Genomic DNA, 23,017 nt, shown 5'->3' with positions numbered 1-23,017 from the left:
AGGGCATTAACAGCATTCACCCGGTGACCGTGGAGACGGCGTCGACATACTTGCGGCTTTGTATCGCGCCCCCGCGATGCACCCCCCACTGAAGCCGAAACGATTGTTGATGAGGTCCGCCACGCGCTCTGCGCCGCGGACCGAATGTGAAGCCTATGCGAAACCTTTTCCCGTCCAGTCCCGCCAGCACCACCCCTGAAACCGGCTCGCCCCGCGAGCACGGACGCCGACGTAAGAGCCGGCCGATGCGCGATTCGATCCTCGCCGCCGGAGCCATCGTCACCATCGGAGCCCTCGCCGGCACCGGGTTCGTCATCCAGTCGGCCGTCACCGCTCAGAACGAGCGCATCGCCGAGACGGCCGCACTCACGAACAGCCGAGGCCTCGACGCCGAGCACCTGCAGCACGCGAGCACCGTCCTCGATGCGCGAGCCGCGCAGAAGGCCGAGATCACCCTCGCCGATGCGAGCGCCGCGATCGCCGCCGCCGCGGGCAAGACCGATGCTGCAGCACTCGAGACGACCGTCGCGTCGCTCGCGCAGCACGACCTCCTCGCCCCGAAGCGCATCTTCCTGCTGTCCGAGCAAGCCGCCGAGCAGGCCGCCGCCGTGAAGGCCGCGACCGCCGAGGCCGACCGGATCGCTGCTGAGGCCGCCGCGGCAGCGGCCGCTGAAGCCGCTGCCGCCGAGGCTGCTGCAGCCGAAGCCGCCGCATCGGCGAGCGTCGGCGCCTCACGCCCGACCGCTCCCTCGAACCCGAGCGAGGCCCAGGCCATCGCTCGCGACATGATGGCCGCGAACTACGGCTGGGGCGACGACCAGTTCGGTTGCCTCGTCGCGCTCTGGAACAAGGAGTCCGGCTGGAACGTCAACGCCTACAACTCGTCGAGCGGCGCCACGGGAATCCCGCAGGCCCTGCCCGGCAACAAGATGGCGAGCGCCGGCGCCGACTGGCAGACGAACCCCGCGACGCAGATCGCGTGGGGCCTCGGCTACATCGCCAACCGCCACGGCTCGCCGTGCGGTGCGTGGGAGCACTCGGAGTCGAGCGGCTGGTACTGATCCCAGCTCGGTGACCCACGACGGCCCCGATCCGCGCGAGCGGACGGGGTCGTCGTCGCGTCCGGTACAGTAGATCGACCGACAACCTTTAAGACCGTCCTGTGAGGCGGAGAAGGGAGTCAGCGTGGCTGCGCGTACCGTGCTGCAACAGGCTGATATCGCCCGAGCGATCACTCGAATCGCTCACGAGATCCTCGAATCGAATCGTGGGGCCGAGAATCTCGTTCTCCTCGGCATCCCGACACGGGGCATCTTCCTCGCCGAACGCCTCGCCCGCGTGATCCGCGAGATCTCCGACGTCGAGGTTCCGACCGGCACGCTCGACGTGACGATGTACCGCGACGATCTGTCGCGGACTCGTACGCGAACGCCCGGCCCCACCGACATCCCCACCGGCGGCATCGACGACCGCGTCGTCGTTCTCGTCGACGACGTGCTCTACTCGGGCCGCACGATCCGAGCGGCGTTCGACGCGCTCGGAGATCTCGGCCGCGCCCGTGCCGTGCGACTCGCCGTCCTCGTCGATCGCGGTCACCGCGAGTTCCCGATCCGCGCCGACTTCGTCGGGAAGAACCTTCCGAGCGCGAGCTCGGAGCGCATCAACGTGCACCTCGCCGAGATCGACGGCGACGACAGCGTCACGATCGATGGGGGCGTGCAGTGATGCGGCACCTCCTCTCGACCCGCGACCTCACCCGCGCCGAGGCGATCGAGATCCTCGACATCGCCGAGGACATGGCCGCCGTGCAGTTGCGCGAGGTCAAGAAGCTCCCGACGCTCCGCGGCAAGACCGTCGTCAACCTCTTCTTCGAGGACTCGACCCGCACGCGCATCTCGTTCGAGGCCGCGGCCAAGCGGCTCTCGGCCGACGTCATCAACTTCAGCGCCAAGGGCTCGAGCGTCTCGAAGGGCGAGAGCCTCAAGGACACGGCGCAGACTCTGCAGGCGATCGGCGCCGACGGCGTCGTGATCCGGCACGGCGCGTCGGGTGCACCCCAGACGCTCGCGACGAGCGGATGGATCGACGCCGGCGTCATCAATGCCGGCGACGGAACCCATGAGCACCCCACGCAGGCCCTCCTCGATGCGTTCACGATCCGACGCCGCCTGCACGGCGCGGCATCGCGGGGTCGAGACCTCGCGGGGGTGAGAGTCGTCATCGTCGGCGACATCCTGCACTCGCGCGTCGCGCGATCGAACGTCTGGCTGCTGTCGACCCTCGGCGCCGACGTCACGCTCGTCGCTCCGCCCACGCTCGTTCCCGTCGACCTCACGGCGTGGCCCGTCACGGTCGGCTACGACCTCGATGCGGCCCTGGCCGCCGGCCCCGACGTCGTCATGATGCTGCGCATCCAGGCCGAGCGCATGAACGCGGCGTTTTTCCCGAACAGCCGGGAGTATTCGCGAACCTGGGGGCTCGACGACGAGCGATTCCACAGGCTCGCGCCGACTAGCATTGTCATGCACCCCGGGCCGATGAATCGCGGACTGGAGATCTCCTCCGCCGCCGCCGATTCCCCCCAGTCGACGGTGCTCGAACAGGTCTCGAACGGAGTCTCGGTGAGAATGGCTGCCCTCTATCTGCTGCTGTCGGGCGAACGCGAGGCCACGGCATGACCCGCCACCTCGTCACGGGCGCGACGCTGCCCGACGGCACCCGCGCCGACATCCTCTTCGACGAGACGATCCTCGCCGTGGGGTCGAACCTCGACGCGACGGGCGCGACCGTCGTCGACGGCGACGGGCTGCTCGCACTGCCGGGTCTCGTCGACTTGCACACGCACCTCCGCGAGCCCGGTTACGAGCAGAGCGAGACGGTCCTCACGGGAACGCGCGCGGCCGCGGCCGGAGGATTCACGGCGGTGTTCGCGATGGCCAACACATCGCCCGTCGCCGACACCGCCGGCGTCGTCGAGCAGGAGCTGCGGCTCGGCGAGGCGGCCGGCTTCGCGACCGTCCAGCCGATCGGCGCCGTCACCGTCGGACTCAAGGGTGAACGTCTCGCCGAACTCGGCGCCATGGCCTCGTCTCGTGCGCGCGTTCGGGTCTTCTCCGACGACGGGTTCTGCGTCTACGACCCTCTGCTGATGCGCCGTGCCCTCGAGTACGTGAAGGCCTTCGACGGCGTCGTCGCCCAGCACGCTCAGGAGCCGCGCCTCACCGAGGGCGCGCAGATGAACGAGGGCGCACTGTCGGGCGAGCTCGGCCTCACCGGCTGGCCCGCCGTCGCGGAAGAGTCGATCATCGCGCGCGACGTCCTGCTCGCCGAGCACGTCGGCGGCCGACTCCACGTCTGCCACGTCTCGACCGCTGGTTCGGTCGAGGTCATCCGGTGGGCGAAGGCGCGCGGCATCGACGTCACCGCCGAGGTCACGCCCCACCACCTCCTCCTCACCGAAGACCTCGTCGCGAGCTACGACGCGCGCTTCAAGGTCAACCCGCCCCTCCGCTGTGCCGAAGACGTCGAGGCGCTCCGTGCGGCACTCGCCGACGGCACGATCGACATCGTCGCGACCGACCACGCCCCGCACCCCGTCGAGGCCAAGGAGAGCGAATGGGATGCCGCGGCGAACGGCATGGTCGGCCTCGAGTCCGCTCTCTCGGTGGTGCATGCCTCCGTCGTCGAGAACGGTCTGCTCGACTGGACCGACGTCGCGCGCGTTCTCTCGAGCGCTCCCGCTCGCATCGGGCGCCTCGACGGCCAGGGGCAGCCGATCGCCGTCGGATCGCCCGCGGAGATCACGCTCTACGACCCGACGGCCTCGCGCGAGTTCTCGACCGGTGACCTCGCGGGCCGCAGCGTCAACTCGCCGTACCTCGGCCGTGCACTGCCCGGCCGCGTCGTCGCGACGTTTCACGCGGGCTACGCGACGGTCCTCGACGGCGCCGTGCGACCCGTCGACGAGATCGCGGAGGCCGCACGTGGATAAAGTGCTGCCCACCGTCATCACGGTCGTCGTCGTCGCCCTCGCGGTGACACTCATGATCCTGTCCTGGCGTGCGCGCCGCCGACGCGACTCGGGGCTCTCCGCCTACGAGCTGCCCGCGACGGCCGGCGACGAGATCCTCGCGGCCGACGTCTTCTACGTCGCGACGACCCCGCACGAGGTTCCCCACGAGCGCCTCGCCGTGCGCGGTCTCGCCTTCCGCGCCTCCGCACGACTCGCGGTCACCGCCGACGGTCTGCGCCTCGAGATCCCGGGGGAGTCGGAGACGTTCATCCCGACGAGCGCGATCACGGGGGCCGACCGAGCCACGTGGGCGATCGACCGCGGTGTCGAGCCGCACGGTCTCGTCGTCGTGACGTGGACCGCCGACGGTGACGACGCGCACCCGTCGGTCGACAGCTACTTCCGTGCCCGATACCTCGACGACACGTCGAAGATCATCGACGCACTCCGTTCACTCATCGCCGGACGCACCGGCAGCATCATCGAAAGAGAGGCCTGACATGGCGACTCCCGGAACCCGTTCGGGCGGCCCCGCCGTCCTCGTCCTCGAGGACGGCACCCGGTTCACCGGTCGTGCATACGGCGCTCGCGGGCGCACGCTCGGCGAGGCCGTCTTCGCGACCGGCATGACCGGCTACCAGGAGACCCTGACCGACCCGTCGTACGCGGGGCAGATCGTGCTCATGACCGCGCCGCACATCGGCAACACTGGTGCGAACGACACCGACATGGAGTCGTCGCGCATCTGGGTCGCGGGCTTCGTCGTGCGCGACCCCTCCCGCGTCGTGTCGAACTTCCGCGCGCAGCGCAGCCTCGACGACGACCTCGTCGACGGGGGAGTCGTCGGCATCAGCGGCATCGACACGCGCGCGCTCACCCGCCACATCCGCTCCGGCGGTGCGATGCGCGCCGGCATCTTCTCGGGCGACGACGCGACGCTCTCGAACGCCGAGCAGCTCGAACTCGTGCGCTCGGGCGCCGAGATGAGCGGTCAGAACCTCTCGGGCACGGTGTCGACGTCGGAGCGCTACTCGCTCCCCGCCGTCGGCGAGAAGGTCGGGACGGTCGCCGTCCTCGACCTCGGCGTCAAGAACTCGACCCTCACCTACCTCGCGGAGCGCGGCTTCGACGTCGAGGTGTTCCCCCAGTCGGTCACGGCCGACGAGATCCTCGGCATCGCGCCGAGCGCCCTCTTCTACTCGAACGGCCCCGGCGACCCGAGCGCGTCCGACCAGCACGTCGAGATCCTCCGCACCGCGCTCCGCTCGGGCGTGCCCTACTTCGGCATCTGCTTCGGCAACCAGCTCCTCGGCCGCGCCCTCGGCTTCGGCACCTACAAGCTGCCGTTCGGTCACCGCGGCATCAACCAGCCCGTGCTCGACAAGGCGACCGGCCGCGTCGAGATCACCGCGCACAACCACGGATTCGCCGTCGACGCGCCCATCGAGGGCGTGAGCGACTCGCGTGAGGGCTTCGGCCGCGTCGAGGTGAGCCACTACGGCCTCAACGACAACGTGGTCGAGGGCCTCAACTGCCTCGACATCCCGGCGTTCTCGGTGCAGTACCACCCCGAGTCGGCGGCCGGCCCGCACGACGCCAACTACCTCTTCGACCGCTTCCGCGACATGGTGCTCGCGACCACCGCCAACAAGGAGACTCACGCCTGATGCCCAAGCGCGACGACATCAACAGCGTTCTCGTCATCGGGTCCGGCCCGATCGTCATCGGCCAGGCGGCCGAGTTCGACTACTCGGGAACCCAGGCCTGCCGCGTCCTCCGCGCGGAGGGCGTCCGCGTCATCCTCGTGAACCCGAACCCGGCCACGATCATGACCGACCCCGACTTCGCCGATGCGACCTACATCGAGCCGATCACGTCGGAGATCATCGAGTCGATCATCATCAAGGAGCGCCCCGACGCGATCCTCCCGACCCTCGGCGGCCAGACCGCGCTCAACGCGGCGATCGCCCTGCACGACGCGGGAATCCTCGAGAAGCACGGCGTCGAACTCATCGGTGCGAAGGTCGAGGCGATCCAGAAGGGTGAGGACCGCCAGCTCTTCAAGCAGCTCGTCCTGGATGCCGGTGCCGACGTCGCCCGCTCGCACATCGCCCGCACGCTCGAGGAGGCGAAGACCTTCGCCGAGGACCTCGGCTACCCGCTCGTCGTCCGGCCGTCCTTCACGATGGGCGGACTCGGTTCGGGATTCGCCTACGACGAAGCCGATCTCGTGCGTTACGTCACCGCCGGCCTCCACTCGAGCCCGACGACCGAGGTGCTCCTCGAGGAGTCGATCCTCGGCTGGAAGGAGTACGAGCTCGAGCTCATGCGCGACACGGCCGACAACACGGTCGTCGTCTGCTCGATCGAGAACGTCGACCCCGTCGGCGTGCACACGGGTGACTCGATCACCGTGGCGCCGGCGCTCACGCTCACTGACCGCGAGTACCAGAACCTCCGCGACATCGCGATCGACATCATCCGCGCCGTCGGCGTCGACACCGGTGGCTGCAACATCCAGTTCGCCATCGACCCGAAGGATGGCCGTGTCATCGTCATCGAGATGAACCCGCGTGTCTCGCGGTCGAGCGCGCTCGCCTCGAAGGCCACGGGCTTCGCGATCGCGAAGATCGCCGCGAAGCTCGCCATCGGCTACCGCCTCGACGAGATCCCGAACGACATCACGAAGGTCACCCCCGCGAGCTTCGAGCCGACGCTCGACTACGTCGTCGTCAAGGTGCCCCGGTTCGCGTTCGAGAAGTTCCCGGCCGCCGACCCGACGCTCACGACGACCATGAAGTCGGTCGGCGAGGCGATGGCGATCGGCCGCAACTACGCCTCGGCGCTGCAGAAGGCCCTCCGCTCGCTCGAGAAGCGCGGTTCGAGCTTCCACTGGGGCGACGAGTCGCGCTCGGTCGACGAGCTGCTCGAAGAATCGCGCACGCCCACCGACGGCCGCATCGTGCTCGTGCAGCAGGCGCTCCGCCTCGGTGCGACGATCGAGCAGGCCTTCGAGGCGACGAAGATCGACCCGTGGTTCCTCGACCAGATCGTCCTCATCAACGAGATCGCCGACGAGGTCCGCACCGCCGAGGCGCTCGACACCGACCTCCTCCGCCACGCCAAGGACCACGGCTTCTCCGACGCCCAGATCGGTCAGCTGCGCGGCTTCGGCGAGGCCGATGCCCGCGAGGTGCGTCACATCCTCGGCATCCGCCCGGTGTTCAAGACTGTCGACACGTGCGCCGGCGAGTTCCCCGCGCTCACGCCGTACCACTACTCGAGCTTCGACCAGGAGACGGAGGTCACTCCGAGTGACCGCCGCAAGGTCGTCATCCTCGGATCGGGTCCGAACCGCATCGGTCAGGGCGTCGAGTTCGACTACTCGTGCGTGCACGCGTCGTTCGCCCTCTCGGCCGCCGGGTACGAGACGATCATGATCAACTGCAACCCCGAGACCGTCTCGACCGACTACGACACGAGCGATCGTCTCTACTTCGAGCCGCTCACGCTCGAAGACGTGCTCGAGGTCATCCACGCCGAGATGCAGTCGGGTGAGCTCGTCGGCGTCGTCGTGCAGCTCGGCGGCCAGACCGCTCTCGGCCTCGCAAAGGGCCTCGAAGCCGCCGGTGTGCCGATCCTCGGAACGAGCCCTTCGGCGATCGACCTCGCCGAGGAGCGCGGCCTCTTCGCCGGCATCCTCGACGACGCCGGGCTGCTCGCCCCGCGCAACGGCACGGCCGTCGACCTGCAGGGCGCCGTCACCATCGCCGAGGAGATCGGGTACCCCGTGCTCGTGCGCCCGAGCTACGTGCTCGGCGGCCGCGGCATGGAGATCGTCTACGACTCGCCGTCGCTCGCGGACTACTTCGCGCGCATCGAGGGCCAGGGCATCGTCGGCGCGGGTCACCCGCTGCTCGTCGACCGCTTCCTCGACGACGCGATCGAGATCGACGTCGACGCACTGTACGACGGCGAGGAGCTCTACATCGGCGGTGTCATGGAGCACCTCGAAGAGGCCGGCATCCACTCGGGCGACTCGAGCTGCACCCTCCCGCCCGTGACCCTCGGCCGCGCTCAGATCGACCGCGTCGTCGAGGCGACCGGCAAGATCGCCCGCGGCATCGGCGTGCGAGGCCTGCTCAACGTGCAGTTCGCGATCGGCGCGGGCGTGCTCTACGTGCTCGAGGCGAACCCGCGTGCGAGCCGCACGGTGCCGTTCGTCTCGAAGGCGCTCGGCATCCCGCTCGCGAAGGCCGCGTCCCGCGTCATGGTCGGCGACTCGATCGCGTCGCTCAAGGCCGAGGGCCTCCTCCCCGAGCAGGACGGCTCTCGCGTGCCGTTCGACTCGCCCGTCGCCGTCAAGGAGGCCGTGCTTCCCTTCCACCGCTTCCGCACGCGCGACGGCCGCATGGTCGACTCCGTGCTCGGCCCGGAGATGCGCTCGACCGGTGAGGTCATGGGCATCGACCGCGACTTCCCCCGCGCGTTCGCGAAGAGCCAGCTTGCGGCGTACGGCGGGATGCCGCTCGAGGGCACCGTCTTCGTCTCGGTCGCCGACCGCGACAAGCGTTCGATCATCCTCCCGGTCCTCCGCCTCAAGGAACTCGGTTACCGCATCACGGCGACCGAGGGAACGGCCGAGGTGCTCCGCCGCAACGGCATCGAGTCGGAGATCGTGCTCAAGTTCAACGAGAAGAGCGACGACAGCGCCGACTCGGTCGTCGAACTGATCAACCGCGGTGAGGTCGACGTCGTCATCAACACGCCGAGCGGTCGTTCCGCGCGTGCCGACGGCTACGAGATCCGTGCCGCTGCCGTCGGCGGCGACATCCCGCTCTTCACGACGATCGCCGAGCTCTCGGCGGCCGTCGCGTCGCTCGACGTCGTGCGTCACGGCTTCGACGTGACGAGCCTGCAGGAGTACGCCGAGAGGCGGCAGGCCGCACTGTGAGCGATACGGCGAGTTTCGGCGACCGCCTCGGCGCGGCGTTCGATCGGTTCGGGCGCCTCTGCGTCGGCATCGACCCCCACGCGAGCCTGCTCGATTCGTGGGGGCTGACCGACGACGCCGACGGCGTGCGTGAGTTCGGACTGCGCGTGGTGGACGCCGCGCACGGCCGCGCCGGCATCGTCAAGCCGCAGATCTCGTTCTTCGAGCGCTTCGGTTCTCGCGGATTCGCGGCGCTCGAACGGGTGCTCGCCCACGCGGCGTCGGCGGGTCTTCTCGTGATCGGCGACGTCAAGCGCGGCGACATCGGTTCGACGGTCGAGGCCTACGGCGACGCATGGCTCTCTCCGGGGTCCCCGCTCGAGGTCGACGCCATCACGCTCTCGCCGTACCTGGGACTCGGCTCGCTCGCCTCGACGCTCGAACGAGCCGAGTCGCTCGGCAAGGGAGCATTCGTCCTCGCCGCGACGTCGAATCCCGAGGGAGCGGCCGTCCAGCAGGCCGTCCTGCAATCGTCGAGTCGCGAGGGCGACACGGTCGCCGCCGCCATGGTGGGCGGCGTCACCGACTGGAACGCGCGACGAGCGGATGGCGCTGAGGCGCGTTTCGGCTCGATCGGAGTCGTCCTCGGCGCGACGCTCGACCTCTCGCGATTCGGGATCGACCGCGATTCCGAGCAGCCCGGCCCGATCCTCCCCGTTCTCGCTCCGGGCTTCGGCAGTCAGGGCGCCGCCGTGTCCGACATCCGCTCGACCTTCGGAGCGCTCGCGCGCGGCGTCATCGTGAGCGAGTCCCGCTCGCTCCTCGAAGCGGGCCCCGACGGGATCACCGACGCGATCGCGCGCCGGGTCGACGAAGTGGAGAAGGCACGTGGCTGAGTCGGTCGATCGCGGTCACGGTCCGATTCCCGAGGTCGACCGCGTCGCGGCCTCTCGCGCCGCTGTGGCGGCGCGCCGGGCACGCGCCGAAGTGAAGGCCGCCGTCACGTCGGGGGAGCGCAGCCCGCTCGACGTGCTGCGCGTCGCCTTCGACGACCCCGAGGGCGTCGAGGGAAGACTCCGGGTCACCGAGTTCCTCACGGCGATGCCCGCGATCGGTGTGACCAAGCGCGAGCGCATCCTCGAGCAGCTCGAGATCTCGCCGGCGAAGCGGCTCGGCGGCCTCGGCCGTCTGCAGCGCCGACGCCTGCGTGAGTTCGTGAGCGCCTGGGTCGCCGCCCACGGCGGAACGGGCAGCCGTCTCGTCGTGCTCGCCGGGCCGACCGCCGTCGGCAAGGGAACGGTCGCGGGGTACATCCGCGACAACCATCCCGACGTCAAGCTCTCGGTGTCGGCGACGACGCGGAAGCCGCGCCCCGGCGAGGTCGAGGGGGAGCACTACTTCTTCGTCGACGACGCCGAGTTCGACCGTCTCATCGCCGAGGGGGAGCTCCTCGAGTGGGCGACGGTCCACAACGCCTCGCGCTACGGAACGCCGCGCGGACCCGTCGACGACGCGATCCGTGCCGGTTCGAGCGTCCTGCTCGAGATCGACATCCAGGGCGCACGGGCCGTTCGCGAGGCCATGCCCGAGGCGACGCTCATCTTCCTCCAGCCGCCGACCTGGGACGAACTCGTCCGTCGACTAGTGGGGCGCGGCACCGAAGGACCGGCCGAGCAGCAGCGTCGGCTGGAGACCGCGAAGGTCGAGCTCGAGGCCGCTTCCGAGTTCGATCACGAGGTCGTGAACCGCGACGTCGCCGAGGCCGCTCAAAAAGTCGTAGACTTGATGAAGCCCACAAAGCCGCTCGGTCGAGCGCGCTCACGGCCCTGACTTCCCGCGACCACCGCCCGGAGCGCGGTTGACGCCGATCCGTAAGGAGCATCCCCATGGCTGACAAGCTGACCGGAATCATCGACCCGCCCATCGACGACCTGCTGTCGAAGGTCGACTCGAAGTACGCACTCGTGATCTTCGCCTCGAAGCGCGCGCGTCAGATCAACGACTACTACGCCGACCTCCACGAGGGCAGCCTCTTCGACAACGTCGGCCCGCTGGTCGACTCGTCGATCGACGACAAGCCGCTCTCGGTCGCGATGCACGAGATCAACGAAGACAAGCTCCAGATCCGCCCGGCCGAGTAGACCGAGCCGAGCGAGCGACATGGCGAGGCTCACGGTCGTCGTCGGCATCACGGGCGGCATCGCGGCGTACAAAGCCGTCGGTGTCGTCCGTGCGTTCGTTCTCGCGGGTCATGACGTCCACGTCGTGGCGACCGAAGCCGCCCTGCGGTTCGTCGGTCGTCCGACCCTCGAGGCGATCTCGCGCAACCCGGTCCACGATTCCCTCTACGAGGGGGTCGCCGAGGTGCGTCACGTCGCCATCGGGCAATCCGCCGACCTCATCGTGATCGCCCCTGCCACGGCGAACACCATCGCGAAGCTCGCGGCCGGCATCGCCGACGACCTCCTCGGCAACACGGTGCTCGCGAGCGAGGCGCCTCTCGTCATCGCCCCCGCGATGCACACCGAGATGTGGCGGAACGCCGCGACCGTCGCGAACATCGCGACGCTCCGCTCCCGCGGCGTCACGATCGTGGGGCCGGCCTCCGGCCAGCTGACCGGTTCCGATTCGGGCCCCGGTCGTCTCGAGGAGCCCGAGGTCATCGCCCGGCGGGCCCTCGAGCTCGTCGAGCCCCGCCGCACCGATCTGGCCGGCCGCCGCATCGTCATCACGGCGGGCGGCACGCGAGAGCCCCTCGACCCCGTCCGCTTCCTCGGCAACCGCTCGAGCGGCAAACAGGGCGTGGCCCTCGCCGAGGCGGCGCGCTCCCGCGGAGCCGAGGTCACGCTCATCGGAGCGAACCTCGAAGTGGCGCACCCCGAACGCTGCGACGTCGTGGCCGTCTCGACGACCCTCGAACTGCGCGACGCCGTGCGTGCCGCTGCCGCGACGGCCGACGTCGTCATCATGGCTGCCGCCGTCGCCGACTACCGGCCCGCCGAGGTGCGCGACTCGAAGATCACGAAGGAGGAGCAGGGCGACGAGCTCACCCTGCGACTCGTGAAGAACCCCGACATCCTCGCCGAACTCGCCTCCGAGCGACCCGCCGGGCAGACGATCATCGGCTTCGCCGCCGAGACCGAGCCCGACGACGCGCTGCTCGTCGAGCGCGGTCGCGCGAAGCTCGCCCGCAAGGGCGCCGACTTCCTCGTCGTCAACCGCGTCGGGTGGCACGAGGGCTTCGCGACCGACGAGAACTCCATCGTCGTGCTCGCCGAGGGCGGCCACGTCGTCACAGAGGGCAACGGAGACAAGCTGTCGGTGGCCAACCGCATACTCGACGTGATTGTCTGACACGATCGACCTGATCGACACGAGCCGTCCGGCTCGAGAGGAGCACTGCGCAGTACATGAGCGAACTTCGCCACTTCACGTCCGAGTCCGTCACCGAGGGTCACCCCGACAAGATCTGTGACCAGATCTCCGACACGATCCTCGATGCACTGCTCACCGTCGACCCGCACAGCCGGGTCGCCGTCGAGACGCTCGTGACGACCGGCCTCGTCCACGTCGCCGGCGAGGTCGCCACCTCGGGCTACGTCGAGATCCCGGCCCTCGTGCGCGAGAAGATCACGTCGATCGGCTACAACTCGTCCGACGTGTGGTTCGACGGCCGCTCGTGCGGCGTCTCGGTCTCGATCGGCGGGCAGTCGCCCGACATCGCGCAGGGCGTCGACGACGCGTACGAGTCGCGCGAAGAGACGAGCCTCGACGCCTACGACAAGCAGGGCGCGGGCGACCAGGGCATCATGTTCGGGTACGCCACGACCGAGACCCCCGAGCTCATGCCGATCCCCATCTGGCTCGCGCACCGACTCGCCGAGCGCCTCGCGCACGTCCGCAAGAGCGGCGAGGTCGATTACCTGCGTCCCGACGGCAAGACCCAGGTCACGATCGGCTACGACGGCCAGGTGCCGCGCACGATCGAGACGGTCGTGCTCTCGACGCAGCACTCGCCGTCGATCTCGACCGAGCGCCTGCGTGCCGAGGTCGAGGAGCTCGTCATCCTTCCCGTCCTCGAGACGGTCGATCTCGACGCCCGCTCGCTCCGCACGCTCATCAACCCCACCGGTCGCTTCGAGATCGGCGGGCCGCAGGGCGACGCCGGCCTCACGGGTCGCAAGATCATCATCGACACCTACGGCGGCGCGAGCCGTCACGGCGGCGGTGCGTTCAGCGGTAAGGACCCGTCGAAGGTCGACCGTTCGGCCGCCTACGCCATGCGCTGGGTCGCGAAGAACGCGGTCGCCGCGGGCCTCGCCGACCGACTCGAACTGCAGGTCGCCTACGCGATCGGCAAGGCGGCCCCCGTGGGCCTCTACGTCGAGACGTTCGGCACGGCGCACGTGCCCGAAGAGCGCATCATCGGTGCGATCCGCGAGGTCTTCGATCTTCGCCCGGCGGCGATCATCCACGAGCTCGACCTTCTCCGCCCGATCTACGCGCAGACCGCGGCCTACGGCCACTTCGGCCGCGAACTCCCCGACTTCACGTGGGAGCGTCGCGACCGGGTCGACCAGCTGCGCTCGGCTGCCGGTCTCTGACGTGGGTGCGCCGTCCGGCGCACCCGTCCTCGTCGCGCGGGTGCTCGTCGACTCGCCACTTCCTCAGCTCGACCAGCTGTTCGACTATCGCGTTCCCCCTGCTCTCGTCGCCGAGGTGATCGCGGGCATGCGCGTGCGGGTGCCGCTTCGCAGCGGAGGCCGCATCGCGACGGGCTGGATCGTCGAACTCGCCGACACGAGCGAGTTCGCGGGGCGCCTCAGCGATCTCGAGGGCATCGTGTCGAGTGCACCGCTCCTCGCGCCCGACGTGTGGCTCCTCGCGCGGAAGCTCGCCGACCGTGCGGCGGGCAACGCGAGCGACATCCTCCGCGTGGCGATCCCGAGCCGCTACGTCCGTGTCGAGAAGGCGTGGCTCGAGGCCCGACAGGCCGGGGGAGGAGCGGCATCCGACGCGTCATCCGTCGACGAGATCGCGGAGCCGATCGTGCCCGCCGCCGGGTCGTTCGCCGAGTCGGTCGAGCCGGGGCGTCGTCTCGCGCTGACCCCGCGGCCGCGCCTCGTCGAACTCGCGTCGGGCACCTGGGTCGGCGGCTGGGCCGTCGATCTCGCCGAGGCCGCGGCCGCGACCCTCGCGACGGGGCGCACGTCGCTCCTCTGCGTCCCCGACTACCGCGATCAGGAGCAGCTCGAGGCGGCTCTCGCCGAGGCGGTTCCGGCCGGCGCCATCGCGCGACTCGATGCACGGCAGCCCGGGGGGCGCCGCTTCGCCGACTTCCTCCGGTGCCTCGACGGCGAGCCGCTCGTCGTCATCGGAAACCGATCGGTGCTCTACGCACCCGCCGAACGGCTCGGGCTCATCGCCGTGTGGGATGACGGCGACGCCCTCCTCGCCGAGCCGCACGCACCGGGCGTGCACGCGCGCGACGTCGCGCTCGTCCGCCAGGAGCAGAGCGGCGCGGCGCTCGTCTTCGCCGCGCACTCGCCGAGCGTCGAGGTCGAGCGTCTCGTTCGGGTGGGCTGGCTCGACGTCGTCGCGCTCCAGCGCACCGAGAGGCCTCGCATCGTCGTCACCGCCGGGCAGCCGGGGGATGTCTCGCACGCGCGCATCCCGTCGAGCACGTGGACCGATGCACGCGAGGCACTCGCTCACGGCCCGGTGCTGATCCAGGTCGCCCACCCCGGCTTCGCTCCGCTCCTCGCCTGCGCGACGTGCGGCGAGAACGCGCGGTGCACGCGGTGCGCCGGGCCCCTGGGGCTCGGTTCGCGCGGCGGAGTGCCGCGCTGCCGGCTGTGCGGCGCACTCGCCGCCGACTGGTCATGCGGGGAGTGCCACGGCACCGCCATCCGCCCCGCTTCCGTCGGTGCCGGGCGCACGGCCGAAGACCTCGGGCGCGCGTTCCCCGGCACGCGGGTCATCATCTCCGACGGCGAGCGTCCCGTCCTCCGGGTCGGACCCGAGCCGGCACTCGTCGTCGCGACGCGCGGTGCGGAGCCGATCGCCGAGGGCGGGTACCGTGCGGTGCTGCTCCTCGACGGTGAACGGATGCTCCTGCGCGAGTCGCTCCGCGTCGCCGAGGACTGTCTGCGCTGGTGGTCGAATGCGGCGACTCTCGCGGCTCCCGGCGCGCCCGTCCATCTCGTGGGGGTATCCGGTCGCATCGCGACGGCCCTCGCGACGTGGCGGCAGGCCGAGTGGGCACGCGACGAGCTCGACGCGCGTCGAGCCCTGCGGTTCCCGCCCGCCGTGCGGATCGCGACGATCCGCGGACGCCGGACGAGCCTTCTCGAGGCTCTCGAAGCCGTTGCCGAACTGGGCGACGGCGTCGACGCGCTCGGTCCCGTGCCGGAGGACGACGGCATCGAACGCGCCATCGTGCGCTTCGACTACGCGCGCGGAGCCGAGGTCGCCACGACCCTGCGTGCTGCCATGATCCGCGTCGCGACGCGTCGACGTCGACCTGTCGCGGGTCAACCACCGCGGCCCGCTCCGACACTCAGAGTCCGATTCGACGATCAGGAGATCCTCTAATGCGCCTCATCTTCGCGGGCACGCCCGCCGTCGCCGTGCCGAGCCTCGACGCCCTCGTCGCCGGCCCGCACGAGGTCGTCGCCGTCGTGACCCGACCCGATGCCCCCCTCGGTCGGAAGCGTGTGCTCACACCCTCGCCGGTCGCGGCGCGCGCCGCGGAGCTCGGCATCCCCGTCGTCCGCGCGGCTCGCCTCGATGAGGCCGCGACGACCGAGATCGTCGCGTTCGGCGCCGATCTCGGTGTCATCGTCGCGTACGGCGGACTCGTGCGCGAGCCGCTCCTCTCCGCTCCGCGGCACGGCTGGATCAACCTGCACTTCTCGCTCCTTCCCCGCTGGCGCGGCGCCGCCCCCGTGCAGCACGCGATCATCGCGGGCGACGCGACGACCGGGGCCGCGGTCTTCCAGCTCGTTCCCGGGCTCGACGCCGGGGCCGTGTTCGACGAGATCACCCGCGACGTCGGAGCGGACGAGACGGCCGGCGAATTGCTCGACGCCCTCTCGTACTCGGGAGCCGCGTTGCTCGCGAGCGTCGTCGACGAGATCGCGGCGGGCACGGCCGTCGCGCGCGAGCAGGAGGGCGAGCCCACGCTCGCGCCGAAGCTCGGCCAGGACGACGCACGACTCGACTGGACGGCGCCGTTCGACGAGGTCTACAACCGCTTCCGCGGCGTCACGCCCGAGCCGGGCGCCTTCACGACGATCGCGGGCAACCGACTGAAGGTTCTCGAAGCCCGCGCCGCGGCCGACGACGCCCCCGACCTCGAGCCGGGCGCGCTGCTCGTCGAACGGTCCCGCGTGCTCGTCGGAACGGGGTCGCGCCCGCTCGAACTGCTCCGCGTCCAGGCGGCGGGCAAGCCCGCGGCTGCGGCGGCCGACTGGGGCCGCGGCCTCCCGCCCGGCACCGAGCGCCTCGACGCGTAGGGTGAGACGGTGCAGCAGCAGAGTCGACCCCCGCAACTGTCTCCCGCCCGCATCGTCGCCTTCGAGGTGCTCGAGGCCGTCGAGATGGATGACGCGTACGCGAATCTTCTCCTCCCCGTGCGTATCGGGCGAGCGGCGCTCTCCGACGTCGATGCTCGTCTCGCGACCGAGCTGACCTACGGCACGCTCCGCATGCGTGGGTTCTACGACCGCGTCATCGAGATCGCCGCGAACCGACCGACCTCGAAGATCGATCCGCGCGTCCTCGACGCGCTCCGCCTCGGCGCGCACCAGTTGCTCTCGACCCGCATCCCCACGCACGCGGCCGTCAACGAATCGGTCGAGCTCGTCCGCCGCTACGCCACACGTTCGGCAATCGGCTTCGCGAACGGCGTCCTCCGCGCGATCTCCCGACGATCGACCGACGAATGGCGCGACGATGTCTCGGCCGAGGCGAGGACCGACGACGAACGTCTCGCCGAGCTGTCGTCGCACCCCGAATGGGTCATCCGCGCATTCCGGGGCGCGCTCGAGCGCGACGGTCTCGGCGACACGCTCGACGAGCTGCTCGAGGCCGACAACGTCGCCCCGGTCGTCAATCTCATCGCATTGCCCGGCGTCGGCCTGGGCGAACCCGACGACTACGGCACCCCGAACCGATACTCGCCCCTCGGCTTCACGCGCGACGGCGAGGGCGCCCTCGAGCTCGACGTCCACGGCGGCCGCATCCGCGTGCAGGACGAGGGTTCGCAGCTCGCCGCCCTCGCGCTGTCGCGTGCGCGGCCCGTCGTCGCGGGGGAGCGGTGGCTCGATCTCTGCGCGGGCCCCGGCGGCAAGGCCGTGCTTCTCGCCGCCGAGGCTCTCGCATCGGGGGCGGTGCTCGACGCGAACGAGGTCATCCCCGTGCGCGCCGATCTCGTCCGTTCCGCGCTCTCGGCCGTGTCGACCGGCATCCCCGTGAGCGTGGTCGACGGTCGTGCGATCGGTGACGAGAGGCCCGGGTACTACGACCGGATCCTGCTCGACGCGCCGTGCACCGGCCTCGGTGCGCTCCGCCGCCGGCCCGAGGCGCGCTGGCGGAAGAGCCCGCGCGACGTCGCCGAGCTCACGCGCCTGCAGGGTGAACTCCTCGACTCCGCCGTCGCTGCACTCCGCCCCGGAGGCATCCTCGCCTACGTCACGTGCTCGCCGCACACGGCCGAGACGCACGGCGTCGTGAAGGGCGCACTGTCGCGCTGGGGCGACACTCTGACGCCGCTCGATGTGCCGACGGTACTCGACGGCCTCACGCGTCATCCGCTCGACCTTCCCGCCGGCCCGCACGCGCAGCTCTGGCCGCACCGCGACGGCACGGATGCGATGTTCATCGCGCTGCTCGAGAAGCACTGACGCCGCGGCGTCGGCTCTAGGCTGGAACCATGACGACCCGGATCAATCCGAGCATCCTCGCCGCCGACTTCGCGAACTTCGAGTCGGAACTGCAGCGCATTGCGACGGCCGACCTCGTGCACGTCGACATCATGGACAACCACTTCGTGCCGAACCTGACGTTCGGGCTGCCCATGGTCGAGCGCCTGCAGCAGGTGTCGCCCGTGCCGCTCGACGTGCACCTCATGATCGACGACGCCGATCGCTGGGCGCCGGGCTACGCCGAAGCAGGCGCCTTCTCGGTGACGTTCCACGCCGAGGCCGCCGCCGAGCCCGTCGCCCTCGCGCGCCGGCTCCGCGAGATCGGCGCCCGTGCGGGCATCGCGCTGAAGCCCGGCACCGACGTCGAGCCGTACCTCGAGCTGCTTCCCGAGTTCGACCAGGTGCTCATCATGACGGTCGAGCCGGGATTCGGCGGCCAGAGCTTCATGAACGAGACGATGCCGAAGCTCCGCCGCACCGCCGACGCGGTCGAACGCGCCGGGCTCGACGTCTGGCTGCAGGTCGACGGCGGCATCTCGCTCGACACGATCGGCATCGCCGCCGAGGCCGGAGCCAACACGTTCGTCGCCGGATCCGCGGTGTTCCGCGGCGAACCGGCCGAACAGATCGCTCTCCTGCGCGAAGCGGCGTCACGGCCCCACGCGCACTAGTAGCCTTGAGGCGTGAAGACTTTCGACGACCTCTTCGCCGAGCTCAGCGAGAAGGCCGCATCGAGGCCCGAAGGTTCGGGCACGGTGCGACAGCTGGATGCCGGTGTGCACGCGATCGGTAAGAAGATCGTCGAGGAGGCCGCCGAGGTGTGGATGGCCGCCGAGTACCAGAGCGATGACGAGACCGCGGAAGAGATCTCGCAGCTCCTGTACCACCTGCAGGTCCTCATGATCGCAAAGGGTCTCGCTCCGGCCGACGTGTACCGACATCTCTGAGGCTCACCTCGACCGTCGACCACTCGTACTGACTGAAGGCCTCCCCATGACTGATTCACCCGCGCTGCTGCGCATCGCCGTGCCCAACAAGGGCTCGCTCTCCGAGACCGCCGCCGAGATGCTCGCCGAGGCCGGTTACACCGGCCGCCGCGACGCGAAGGAGCTGCACGTCGTCGATGCCCGCAACGGCGTCGAGTTCTTCTACCTGCGCCCGCGCGACATCGCGACCTACGTCGGATCCGGCGCACTCGACGTCGGCATCACGGGGCGTGACCTGCTGATCGACTCGGGTTCCGTCGCGAGCGAGACCGCCGAGCTCGAGTTCGCCCGCTCGACGTTCCGCTTCGCGGGCCCCGCCGAGCGCTTCAGCGAGCTGTCCGACCTCGAGGGCGTGCGCGTGGCGACGAGCTACGCGGGCCTCGTGGGCAAGTTCCTCGCCGATGCGGGCGTCAACGCGACCCTCGTTCCGCTCGACGGCGCCGTCGAATCGGCCGTGCGCCTCGGTGTCGCCGACGCGATCGCCGACGTGGTCGAGACGGGCACGACGCTCCGCAAGGCCGGCCTGTCGATCTTCGGTCCCGTCATCCTCGAGTCGAGCGCCGTGCTCGTGAGCTCGCCGACCGAGCAGCCCGGAACGGCGACGCTCGTGCGCCGCCTGCAGGGCGTCCTCGTCGCGCGGCGCTACGTGTTGCTCGACTACGACGTGCCGGTGAGCCTCGTCGAGGAGGCGACGCGACTCGCCCCCGGGTTCGAGTCGCCGACGATCTCGCCGCTCCACGACCCCGAGTGGGTGGCCGTGCGGGTCATGATCCCGCGCAGCGACATGAACCAGGTCATGGACGACCTCTACGCCATCGGTGCACGTGCGATCCTCGTCACCGCGATCGCCGCAGCGCGACTCTGAGGCGGCGGAGATGAGTCTCGCGGTCCGCGTCATCCCGTGCCTCGACGTCTCCGACGGACGAGTCGTCAAGGGCGTCAACTTCCAGAACCTGCGTGACGCGGGCGACCCCGTCGCGCTCGCCCGCCGGTACTACGAGCAGGGCGCCGACGAGCTCACCTTCCTCGACGTCACCGCGACGGTCGACGACCGCGCGACGATGTACGAGACGGTGACGGCCACGGCCGAACAGGTCTTCATCCCGCTCACGGTCGGCGGCGGCGTGCGCACCGTGGCCGATGTCGCCCGGCTCCTCGCGTGCGGCGCCGACAAGGTCGGCGTCAACAGCGCGGCGATCGCGCGGCCCGAACTGCTCGCCGAGATCGCCGACCGCTTCGGCGCCCAGGTCCTCGTGCTCTCGCTCGACGTCAAGCGTTCCTCGCGCACCGCGTCGGGCTTCGTCGTCACGACCCACGGCGGCCGCACCGAGACCGATCTCGACGCCCTCGAGTGGGCGGCGCGTGCGATCGAACTGGGCGCGGGCGAACTGCTCGTGAACTCGATCGACGCCGACGGCACGAAAGAGGGCTTCGACACCGAGCTCATCGCGCTCATGCGCGGCATCAGCTCCGTGCCCGTGATCGCCTCGGGCGGCGCCGGTCGTGTCGAGCACTTCGCTCCCGCGATCGATGCCGGAGCCGATGCCGTGCTCGCGGCATCCGTCTTCCACAACGGCGAGCTCACGATCGGTGAGGTCAAGGCGGCACTCGGTGCTGCAGGAGAGGTGGTGCGCTGATGGACGAATCGATCGTCGACCGCGTCGTCTGGAACTCCGACGGTCTCTTCCCGGCCGTCATCCAGCAGTGGGACTCCCGCGAGGTGCTCATGCTCGGCTGGATGGACCGTGAGGCGCTCCGCCGCACCCTCACCGAGGGCCGTGTCACCTTCTGGTCGCGTTCGCGTCAGGAGTACTGGCGGAAGGGCGACACGTCGGGCCACGCCCAGTTCGTGAAGTCCGCCGCCCTCGATTGCGACGCCGACACCCTCCTCGTCGAGGTCGAGCAGATCGGCGCCGCGTGCCACACCGGCACACGCACATGTTTCGACGCCGACCGCCTCGACGTGGTCGTCGGCACCCCTGAGCAGGAGGCACGATGAGTGCGACGACGACGCGCGAGTCCTTCGACGCGACCCTCGCCGGTCACCGCGTGGTGCCCGTCGTTCGCGAGCTCTTCGCCGACGGCGAGACACCCGTCGGCATCTATCGCAAGCTCGCGGGCGGGCGACCCGGCACGTTCCTCCTCGAATCGGCCGAACAGGGCGGCATCTGGTCGCGGTTCTCGTTCGTCGGCGCCGGCTCCTACGGTGTCCTGACGCAGGACGGCGACGCATCGACGTGGCTCGACTACGGACTCTCGCGCGAGCGCGCACTCGGTGACGGCGCACCGCTCGCCCCGCTCGAGACCCTGGCCGCCCTCTTCGCGCGGTGGGAGACGCCGCGCCTGCCCGGCCTGCCTCCCCTCACCGGCGGACTCGTCGGGTTCATCGGGTGGGAGGCGATCCGTCAGATCGAGCGTCTGCCGAACCAGCCGGCCTCCGACTACCCCCTGCCCGGTCAGGCGTTCAGCTTCGTCTCGGAGCTCGCCGTCATCGACCACCGCGTCGGCACGGTGCAGCTCATCGCGACGGCGCTCAACGACGGCACCGACGATGCCGACGCCCTGTGGGATGACGCTCAGGCACGACTCGACGACCTCCAGCGTCGCCTCGCGGCCCCCTCCGAGGCCTGGCTCGCCGAGGTCGATCTGACGGTGCGACCGGATGCCGTCTCGAACACGCCGCGCGAGGACTTCCTCGCCGCCGTCGAGACGTCGAAGCAGTACATCCGTGACGGCGACATCTTCCAGGTCGTCATCTCGCAGCGCTTCGAGCAGCCGAGCGAAGCGCACCCGATCGACGTGTATCGCGTGCTCCGCAGCCTCAACCCGAGCCCGTACATGTACCTCCTGAGCCTCGACGACCCCGACGGCGAGACGTACTGGATCGTCGGTTCGTCGCCCGAGGCTCTCGTCAAGGTGCAGGATGGCCGCGCGTACACGCACCCGATCGCGGGCTCGAAGCCCCGCGGCGCGACGCCCGAGGAAGACGCCGAACTCGAGTCGGTGCTCGCGAACGATCCCAAGGAACGCGCCGAGCATCTCATGCTCGTCGACCTCGCTCGCAACGACCTCGCGAAGGTGTGCGTCGCGGGCTCGGTCGAGGTGACCGAGTTCATGCGCGTCGAGCGCTTCAGCCACATCATGCACCTCGTCTCCTCGGTCGAGGGCGACCTCTCGGCATCCGCCAACGCCATCGACGCGTTCCGGGCGACGTTCCCCGCGGGAACCCTCTCGGGCGCTCCGAAGCCGCGCGCGCTCGAGATCATCGACGAGCTCGAGCGGGCGCAGCGCGGCGTCTACGGGGGAGTGGTCGGGTACTTCGACTTCGCCGGCGACGCCGACCTCGCGATCGCGATCCGCACGGCGATGATCCGCGACGGCGTCGCTCGCGTGCAGGCGGGTGGCGGACTCGTCGCCGATTCGATCCCCGCCTCCGAGTTCGAGGAGTCCCAGAACAAGGCCGCGGCACCGCTCCGAGCCGTCGCCATCGCGAACGCGATGCGGAGAATCGGCCAGTGACGGGTCGTCGCGCCAAGCTCGTCGTCATCCTCGCGATCATCCTCGCGAGTGCCTTCGGCCTGATCGGGTGGACGCAGACGTGGTTCACGGCGGATCTCACCGACTCCGACACGGTTCTCGCTGTCTCGGGCCAGGTGGCCTCGCCCGCCTTGTCGGCCCTGTCCCTCGCCGGACTCGCACTGGCCGGTGCGCTGGCGATCGCCGGCCCCGTCATCCGCATCGTGCTGTCGCTCCTCGCTGTCATCCTCGGGGCGAGCATCGCCCTCGCCGCCTCGCTCAGCCTCGGCGATCCGGTCAGTGCCGTCGGCCCCGCCGTGACCGAGTCGACGGGCATCGCCGGGTCGGCCTCGATCGCCGCCCTCGTCGAGTCGGTCGAAGCGACGTCCTGGCCCGCGGTGACCATCGCGGCGGGCATCCTGCTCGCGCTCTCCGGCCTGTTCGCCGTCGTCACGACCCGGCGCTGGCCCGGTTCGACGCGCCGCTATCGCGCGGTGCGCTTCGACGCGACGGATGACGGTGCCGAGCGTTCGACTCGGCCGACGTTCGGCGACGAGCCGTCGGCACGCGATCGAGCGATCGACGAGTGGGACGACCTCAGCCGCGGCACGGACCCGACCGACACCACCCGTTAGACTTGGGG

At 70.3% G+C, this 23,017-nt stretch carries 22 protein-coding genes; all 22 read left to right on the top strand.

All coding sequences use genetic code 11. The features are described from left to right. Positions 1-245: 245 nt before the first annotated feature. The 22 genes from BJ972_RS17100 (at position 246) to BJ972_RS03950 (ending at position 23,009) form a co-directional block, all read left to right on the top strand. Positions 246-1,061 carry an aggregation-promoting factor C-terminal-like domain-containing protein gene (locus BJ972_RS17100; protein ID WP_241830787.1) on the top strand — a complete coding sequence of 272 codons (816 nt, stop codon included), beginning with the start codon at positions 246-248 and terminating at the stop codon, positions 1,059-1,061. Positions 1,062-1,185: 124 nt separating this feature from the next. Then, entirely contained in the window at positions 1,186-1,725 is a 540-nt protein-coding gene (gene pyrR, locus BJ972_RS04050; RefSeq protein WP_129174455.1) for a bifunctional pyr operon transcriptional regulator/uracil phosphoribosyltransferase PyrR, read from the top strand. Then, a complete protein-coding gene (locus tag BJ972_RS04045) occupies positions 1,725-2,678 on the top strand; it encodes an aspartate carbamoyltransferase catalytic subunit (RefSeq protein ID WP_129174725.1) in 954 nt (317 codons plus the stop codon). Before pyrR ends, BJ972_RS04045 begins: the two co-directional genes overlap by 1 nt. Then, a complete protein-coding gene (locus BJ972_RS04040; protein ID WP_129174453.1) occupies positions 2,675-3,991 on the top strand; it encodes a dihydroorotase in 1,317 nt (438 codons plus the stop codon). Before BJ972_RS04045 ends, BJ972_RS04040 begins: the two co-directional genes overlap by 4 nt. Then, a complete protein-coding gene (locus BJ972_RS04035) occupies positions 3,984-4,511 on the top strand; it encodes a PH-like domain-containing protein (RefSeq protein WP_129174451.1) in 528 nt (175 codons plus the stop codon). The genes BJ972_RS04040 and BJ972_RS04035 overlap by 8 nt, the downstream gene beginning before the upstream one ends. 1 nt (position 4,512) lies before the next feature. Continuing rightward, the gene (carA, locus tag BJ972_RS04030) at positions 4,513-5,679 is read left to right on the top strand and encodes a glutamine-hydrolyzing carbamoyl-phosphate synthase small subunit (protein WP_129174448.1); all 1,167 of its coding nucleotides are present in this window, start codon (positions 4,513-4,515) and stop codon (positions 5,677-5,679) included. Beyond that, positions 5,679-8,966, top strand: coding sequence for a carbamoyl-phosphate synthase large subunit (gene carB / locus BJ972_RS04025; RefSeq protein WP_129174446.1), 3,288 nt, complete (start codon positions 5,679-5,681; stop codon positions 8,964-8,966). Before carA ends, carB begins: the two co-directional genes overlap by 1 nt. Continuing rightward, the gene (pyrF, locus tag BJ972_RS04020; RefSeq protein ID WP_129174444.1) at positions 8,963-9,841 is read left to right on the top strand and encodes an orotidine-5'-phosphate decarboxylase; all 879 of its coding nucleotides are present in this window, start codon (positions 8,963-8,965) and stop codon (positions 9,839-9,841) included. Before carB ends, pyrF begins: the two co-directional genes overlap by 4 nt. Continuing rightward, the gene (gene gmk, locus BJ972_RS04015) at positions 9,834-10,775 is read left to right on the top strand and encodes a guanylate kinase (protein WP_164989915.1); all 942 of its coding nucleotides are present in this window, start codon (positions 9,834-9,836) and stop codon (positions 10,773-10,775) included. The genes pyrF and gmk overlap by 8 nt, the downstream gene beginning before the upstream one ends. A 56-nt stretch (positions 10,776-10,831) precedes the next feature. Further along, the gene (gene rpoZ / locus BJ972_RS04010; RefSeq protein WP_129174442.1) at positions 10,832-11,086 is read left to right on the top strand and encodes a DNA-directed RNA polymerase subunit omega; all 255 of its coding nucleotides are present in this window, start codon (positions 10,832-10,834) and stop codon (positions 11,084-11,086) included. Positions 11,087-11,105: 19 nt separating this feature from the next. Beyond that, positions 11,106-12,299, top strand: a complete 1,194-nt coding sequence (coaBC, locus tag BJ972_RS04005) for a bifunctional phosphopantothenoylcysteine decarboxylase/phosphopantothenate--cysteine ligase CoaBC (RefSeq protein ID WP_129174439.1) — start codon at positions 11,106-11,108, stop codon at positions 12,297-12,299. Between the two features lie 56 nt (positions 12,300-12,355). Further along, positions 12,356-13,549, top strand: coding sequence for a methionine adenosyltransferase (gene metK, locus BJ972_RS04000; protein WP_129174436.1), 1,194 nt, complete (start codon positions 12,356-12,358; stop codon positions 13,547-13,549). 1 nt (position 13,550) lies between these two features. Next, the gene (locus tag BJ972_RS03995) at positions 13,551-15,539 is read left to right on the top strand and encodes a primosomal protein N' family DNA-binding protein (protein WP_129174433.1); all 1,989 of its coding nucleotides are present in this window, start codon (positions 13,551-13,553) and stop codon (positions 15,537-15,539) included. Continuing rightward, positions 15,539-16,462, top strand: coding sequence for a methionyl-tRNA formyltransferase (gene fmt / locus BJ972_RS03990; RefSeq protein ID WP_129174430.1), 924 nt, complete (start codon positions 15,539-15,541; stop codon positions 16,460-16,462). Before BJ972_RS03995 ends, fmt begins: the two co-directional genes overlap by 1 nt. 9 nt (positions 16,463-16,471) lie before the next feature. Continuing rightward, positions 16,472-17,851, top strand: coding sequence for an RsmB/NOP family class I SAM-dependent RNA methyltransferase (locus BJ972_RS03985; RefSeq protein ID WP_373366806.1), 1,380 nt, complete (start codon positions 16,472-16,474; stop codon positions 17,849-17,851). Between the two features lie 29 nt (positions 17,852-17,880). After that, on the top strand, positions 17,881-18,543 hold the full coding sequence (gene rpe / locus BJ972_RS03980) for a ribulose-phosphate 3-epimerase (protein WP_129174427.1): 663 nt from the start codon (positions 17,881-17,883) through the stop codon (positions 18,541-18,543). A gap of 12 nt (positions 18,544-18,555) precedes the next feature. After that, entirely contained in the window at positions 18,556-18,819 is a 264-nt protein-coding gene (locus BJ972_RS03975; protein ID WP_129174424.1) for a phosphoribosyl-ATP diphosphatase, read from the top strand. Positions 18,820-18,883: 64 nt separating this feature from the next. After that, positions 18,884-19,723: an ATP phosphoribosyltransferase gene (gene hisG, locus BJ972_RS03970; RefSeq protein WP_129174719.1), complete on the top strand. Its 840-nt coding sequence runs from the start codon at positions 18,884-18,886 to the stop codon at positions 19,721-19,723. A gap of 10 nt (positions 19,724-19,733) precedes the next feature. Further along, positions 19,734-20,495: an imidazole glycerol phosphate synthase subunit HisF gene (gene hisF / locus BJ972_RS03965; RefSeq protein ID WP_129174422.1), complete on the top strand. Its 762-nt coding sequence runs from the start codon at positions 19,734-19,736 to the stop codon at positions 20,493-20,495. Beyond that, positions 20,495-20,857 (top strand): phosphoribosyl-AMP cyclohydrolase, encoded by a 363-nt coding sequence (hisI, locus tag BJ972_RS03960; RefSeq protein ID WP_129174419.1) that lies wholly within the window; start codon positions 20,495-20,497, stop codon positions 20,855-20,857. Before hisF ends, hisI begins: the two co-directional genes overlap by 1 nt. Further along, a complete protein-coding gene (locus BJ972_RS03955) occupies positions 20,854-22,377 on the top strand; it encodes an anthranilate synthase component I (protein ID WP_129174416.1) in 1,524 nt (507 codons plus the stop codon). Before hisI ends, BJ972_RS03955 begins: the two co-directional genes overlap by 4 nt. Further along, the gene (locus BJ972_RS03950; RefSeq protein ID WP_129174413.1) at positions 22,374-23,009 is read left to right on the top strand and encodes a Trp biosynthesis-associated membrane protein; all 636 of its coding nucleotides are present in this window, start codon (positions 22,374-22,376) and stop codon (positions 23,007-23,009) included. Before BJ972_RS03955 ends, BJ972_RS03950 begins: the two co-directional genes overlap by 4 nt. Positions 23,010-23,017: the final 8 nt, after the last annotated feature.

Source organism: Agromyces atrinae (genome assembly GCF_013407835.1).
Classification (GTDB): Bacteria; Actinomycetota; Actinomycetes; order Actinomycetales; family Microbacteriaceae; genus Agromyces; species Agromyces atrinae.
Note: the sequence above shows the minus strand (reverse complement) of the source record. Positions and strands in the feature narration are given on the sequence as shown.